Below are 5,576 nucleotides of genomic sequence, written 5' to 3'. Positions count from 1 at the left end.
TTTTCAGTATAGGCGAAAAATTTATGAGCAATGCCTGCTTCCCGCATAACATAATCACTATACCCATCCCCTATTACCTGTACTTCACCTTCAAGATCTAACTGCTTTAAACATTCAATTTTACCATTATGCGTGGCCAGGACATTCTTTTCGTCAAAACCTATAATTTTTCCCTCCTCGTCAAATTTAAACGTATTGGCATATACCCTTTCAGATGGAATATTATATTCCTTAACGATAGGGTCTATAAACTCCTTAAATCCACACGAAATCACATAAATATCATCAGAATACTTTTCAAAAAACTCCTTGTTGGCGGCTATTGATTTTGAAATCTTTTGCCGTAACTCATCAACAAGAGGATCTAAATGATTCTTGTTTGCATTGAGGAGTTTAATTCGTCTTTCCAGGGATTCTGTAAAGGAAATATCCCCGTCAATTCCAAGATTGGTTATTTCCTGTATTTCATGAATGACCTCATCACGATTAGACTTGCCTTGCAAAGTCATTTCCGCCAGTACATCCAGGGCTTCAACTCTGGTTAATGTACTATCAAAATCAAAAACATACTTTCTACCCACTTCAATCATTTGTTTAAATTTCCGCTTCGGTCCACATCATAATTTCACGGGTGACGATAAAAATTCCAACACCCGGACCAAGAACTAAGCTGCAAAAGTAAAAATTAATTCACACCAATGATGACACGCAAGGAAATTAAACAAAATGAATTTAAATTGGAATAAAACCACCAAATCTATTATATCCTTTTGGGTGTGGTTTTAGTTATTGATTTTTACCAGATATTCCTTTTAAAAAGTCAATCTCATCTTCGGAATAAGGTGTGCCATCTTGTCTCAGAATATCGTGATGCCAGATTTTTGGTTCAGAAGTAAATGTAGAATCCCAGCTTTTCCACGGATAAATAGTATTGGTTTTACCCGATACAAATCCCCAGTTAATGGCAGCAATTTTATCTTTCTTTAGGATTGGCAATACTTTTTGAAAGGTATTCCCAGAGCCTCTTGCAAGATATTCGGTACAAAATAAGGGTCTATTATATTTTTGTAGTTCAGATATTTTTTTCTTTACATTTTCTATTTCCCCGTCATACGCATGAAATGAAATAACATCGGAATTCAAAAGCATATAACTATCTAAAGCTGGTAAACTATCCGGAGTGCCCCAATGTGCAATATTTCCTTTCCATATACCAGTAGTCAAAGGCTGACTGGGGTTTATTTCTCTTGACCATCCCATTACTTTTTTTAAAAGTATGAGTGAAAACTCATGTTTATTATTTAATTCAAGCTCACGTCTTCCGGGCTGACCAGCAATATTATCGGGTTCATTATAGACATCCCAAACCAGGACTCTGTCATCATTGGCAAAATGCCCCACTACTCCTTTAATGTAAGACTCTAATTCATTATGCCGGGTTGTATCTCCAAGAATTTCTGTACCTGGCGACTGTACCCATCCCGAATTGTGTACATGTGGAACAGGTTCTGGCTGAGCTCCGAGTTTAGGAATTGGGTGCCACACATCATCCAGTAGCACAAACATGGTCTTAATCTTATGCTTTTGAGCCAATTCTAAATAGCTATCGAGCCGATTTATAAAGCCTATAGAATCTTGTTTCCATAGCAAATTATGAAGATATACCCGGTGTAGATTCATTCCCAAATCTTCAGACCATTTTAATTCCCTTTCAATGGTCTCCGGATCGAAGGTATCTTCCTGCCAGAACTCGAGTTGATTTATGGATGAGCTCGGATTATAATTAGCTCCAATATACCAAGGTTGTTTATCATACCAATCCCAGGCTTTTTCAGTTGACCATCGTTGGCTCGTCTTCTCAAGAAGTTGCTTTGCTTTTTTATTTACCTTCTTCTCACCACAGGCAAGTGAAAGCAGCAACAACATACAAACCCATAAGTTTTTCATAGAACAGATATTTAGTAATTATAGATTATACCTGTAAGAATAGCTATTCCAAAACTCAATAGGGTCCCTATTAATATATATTCCGTTAATTTTCTGTTGTTGCTTTCTTTCAAATCGTTAAATCGAAATACAGATTTAGCGGTAATAAGCAACCCAATAGCTTCCCATCTCCCCATAATAATAAAAATAAGAACAAATAAGCGCTCAATAATACCAATGTATTTTCCGGCATTAGGAAGTGATTTATGATCCAAATTAATCTGATTAGACATCCCTTCCAAAAGTATCCTCATAATAATAGCTGCAGGATAAGTCACAAAAACGATAGCGGTTAAAAGTGGCCAATCTATTTGCTGTATTAAAGCGATAGTATGCTCCAAAAGATTACTGTAATAGGCGCATATATACAGTATTACTATATGCAGAAATTGATCTATAAAAAAAGGAATACTCTTATTTTTAAATAAAGGTGTCACATATATTTTAAGTAAGTCAATAACATAATGAGAGATGGCAATGACCAGGGCTGTTTTCCAATATTCTATATTCCATAACAATAAGATAACAAGCAAAAAATGGATTAGGATATGGAGATACAGAAAACCGGAAGCCGCCTTCTTAGACTCTTTCTGAATAACCCATCGTTTTGGTTGTAAAAGAAAATCACCAATTATGTGAGCCAGAAAAAGTTTGGTAAAAAGTATCATGAACGGGGATTTTTATAGTTTTTATCGTAATAATTTAATAATTCTTTGACTAAATCTAGTCGTGCTCTTTTATACCTCTGACTTACAGCTGATTGTTGTATTTGAAATTGCTCAGCTACCTCCTTTTGAGAAGCTCGCGGATTTACCAGGGCCATTAAAATAATCTCTGCGGAAACAACACTCCAGGAATCCATAAAGTCTAACCCTAATTTCAGCATTAAATTCAGTGTATCGTCTAATTCTGGATCGCCCGTTGCAATAGCCAAGTTTATTTTTCTTTCTTTTAGCAGACTTAAGGTTCTGCCAGACCTTTGATAGGCAGAACCATTTGATTCACTTACACCAGCACCCCTAAAATCTTCATCGCCCAATCCAATTCCTATTCGTACATCCAGGTTCTTAGTGGTTTTAATTAAAGCTTTTATTTGAATTGCCATTTCCAATGCTTTTTCAGCTGCGATCCGTATTTGAAATTCATCCCCCCTATATATTTCCCATACTTCTGGCGTATCACCTAGTTTCAAAAAAAAGTTCTTCAAAACTGGTAACCAGTCGACGGTTTTATAACCTGCCGAATTAATAATATCTCCGGTTAAAACTGCAATCATCCTTTATAAGCTTAAATGCTAATATACATATATATTAATTAATATGCTAATATTTTTAAATATAAGTTATATTACTAATATATGACCTGCTTTCCCAAAGCAATCTTTATTGAGTCAGAACCACCTTCTTACTTTTATAAAATAGTGCTTGTATTCTTTTCCAAACAAACTGGCAAGAGTCGATTCTTCCGGTTGAATCTGAAAAGCATTCATATATGAAACAAAACCTGCAGCCAAAAGAACATTGAAAGCATTGCCTAGCCAGAGCGCCCAAGCTAATAATATTAACAGCAAGCCCAAATACATTGGATTACGTGAGTACTTATAAACACCATTTGAGACCAAAGAAGAGGCCTTCGCAAGGTTTTTAGGGTCTGCTGTAGTCTTAGCCAAGTAAAACTGAAGTAATGCGACGCTGCTTATCACCACTGCCAATACAAGCAATGTCTTAATTAGAATACTTCTTCCAAAAAAATCAAAATCTCCTACCGGCAAAAATTCAGCTAACAGGTACATTAGGCTTCCAAATATTAAAAAAACGATAACAGGCGGTAGTTTAAGCTTCATAGTAGAAAAATAGCAGGAAATAAAATTACTACTTTTGACAATGTCAACAATTTTATTTTGTGAATTCCTCTGAATTATGGATCTCGTTTTCGCCACACACAATGAAAATAAATTAAAAGAAGTAAGATTACTGCTTCCCAAAGATATCCGACTTATCTCCTTGGAGGAAATTGGCTGTCATGAAGAAATACCGGAAACCGAAACAACACTGAAAGCCAATGCTCAATTAAAAGCGGATTATATTACCCAGCACTATGGTATTTCATGTTTTGCAGATGATACAGGACTCATAATAGATGCATTGAACGGAGCTCCGGGAGTTCATTCTGCAAGGTTTGCCGGTGAAGAGAAGGATTCAAAAAAAAATATTGAAAAAGTTTTATTTCAGTTGAAGAACACCACTTCTCGCACAGCCAGATTTAAAACTACAATAGCCTTAAATCTGAATAAAGAAAGAATCCTATTCGAAGGTGCTGTTGAAGGTACAATAACTAAGGAGAAAAAGGGTGCTGAAGGTTTTGGATACGATCCAATCTTTATCCCAATAGGCTATGACCAAACCTTTGCTCAATTGCCTATTGAAATAAAAAATCAAATAAGCCATAGAGGAAAGGCTCTTCAAAAGCTTATTGCCTACCTTACTAAAGATAGAATATATTAAGCTTAGTCACCATATAAATAAATAAGAGTATCTTTGCCGCTTAAATTGACGCCGCTGGTATAGCATGTGTTGCCTTGAGTCTAATAAGTTATAAGGATAATCGCTCTGTGCAACATACATATTTGCGATTAGGTAAATTATAACATATTATGACAAAATTTGAAGCATTGGGGCTCAATAGCGCCCTACTGAATGCTGTAACCGATTTAGGATTTGAAACTCCATCGGAAGTACAGGAAAAATCCATCCCCCTTTTATTAGAAGATGAAATAGATTTAGTGGCTCTGGCCCAAACCGGAACAGGTAAAACTGCTGCATTTGGTTTTCCTTTAATTCAAAAAATTGACAGTCAAAGCAGGACTACACAAGGATTAATACTTTCACCAACCCGAGAACTTTGTTTGCAAATCACCAAAGAAATACAATTGTATTCAAAATACGTAAAAGGGTTGAATACCGTTGCTATTTATGGCGGTGCAAGTATAACTGATCAGGCAAGGCAAATAAAACGAGGTGCACAAATCGTTGTAGCTACCCCGGGTAGGATGAAGGATATGATTGGCCGTGGAATCATAGATATTTCCAAACTTGACTATTGCATTCTTGATGAGGCAGATGAGATGTTAAATATGGGGTTCTATGAAGATATTAAGGATATTCTTTCCAATACACCCAAAGACAAATCTACATGGCTTTTTTCAGCTACTATGCCAAGGGAAGTAGCTACAATAGCTAAAAAGTTTATGCACAACCCAAAGGAAATTACCGTAGGGACCAAAAATTCTGGTGTGGATACTGTACAGCATGAATATTATGTTGTGGGTGGTAGAGACAGGTATTCTGCATTAAAACGCCTTTCAGATTCTAATCCGGGTATTTTTTCTGTGGTTTTCTGCCGAACTAAACGCGATACACAACGAGTGGCTGAAAAGTTAATTGAAGACGGATATAACGCCGGAGCACTGCATGGCGATTTAAGCCAAAATCAGCGCGACCTGGTAATGAATTCTTTCCGTAAAAAACAAATTCAAATGTTAGTGGCCACAGATGTTGCGGCCCGTGGAATAGATGTAGACGATATCACCC

General features: G+C 36.3%; 7 protein-coding genes. 2 read left to right on the top strand and 5 right to left on the bottom strand.

What is annotated here, in order from left to right; genetic code table 11:
• The 5 genes from WBN20_RS03735 to WBN20_RS03715 form a co-directional block, all read right to left on the bottom strand.
• Positions 1-590, bottom strand: a 590-nt coding sequence (locus WBN20_RS03735; protein ID WP_424280747.1) for an HAD-IB family phosphatase, incomplete at its 3' end; no start/stop codon positions are given.
• A gap of 196 nt (positions 591-786) precedes the next feature.
• On the bottom strand, positions 787-1,947 hold the full coding sequence (locus WBN20_RS03730) for a 1,4-beta-xylanase (RefSeq protein WP_424275825.1): 1,161 nt from the start codon (positions 1,945-1,947) through the stop codon (positions 787-789).
• A gap of 11 nt (positions 1,948-1,958) precedes the next feature.
• A complete protein-coding gene (locus WBN20_RS03725) occupies positions 1,959-2,654 on the bottom strand; it encodes a DUF3307 domain-containing protein (protein WP_424275824.1) in 696 nt (231 codons plus the stop codon).
• Positions 2,651-3,262, bottom strand: coding sequence for a SatD family protein (locus WBN20_RS03720; RefSeq protein ID WP_424270866.1), 612 nt, complete (start codon positions 3,260-3,262; stop codon positions 2,651-2,653). The genes WBN20_RS03725 and WBN20_RS03720 overlap by 4 nt, the downstream gene beginning before the upstream one ends.
• Before the next feature lie 114 nt (positions 3,263-3,376).
• Positions 3,377-3,829 carry a methyltransferase family protein gene (locus tag WBN20_RS03715; protein WP_424270867.1) on the bottom strand — a complete coding sequence of 151 codons (453 nt, stop codon included), beginning with the start codon at positions 3,827-3,829 and terminating at the stop codon, positions 3,377-3,379.
• 76 nt (positions 3,830-3,905) lie between these two features.
• Here WBN20_RS03715 and WBN20_RS03710 point away from each other — a divergent pair, with 76 nt between their 5' ends.
• Both WBN20_RS03710 and WBN20_RS03705 read left to right on the top strand, forming a co-directional pair.
• Complete coding sequence (locus WBN20_RS03710; protein ID WP_424275823.1) at positions 3,906-4,490, top strand: non-canonical purine NTP diphosphatase; 585 nt, start codon at positions 3,906-3,908, stop codon at positions 4,488-4,490.
• 149 nt (positions 4,491-4,639) lie between these two features.
• Positions 4,640-5,576 (top strand): DEAD/DEAH box helicase (locus WBN20_RS03705; RefSeq protein ID WP_424280746.1); only part of this gene is annotated, 937 nt, incomplete at its 3' end.

Source organism: Eudoraea sp., assembly GCF_049665975.1.
Lineage (GTDB): Bacteria > Bacteroidota > Bacteroidia > Flavobacteriales > Flavobacteriaceae > Eudoraea.
This window is presented reverse-complemented; position numbering and strand designations above follow the sequence as displayed.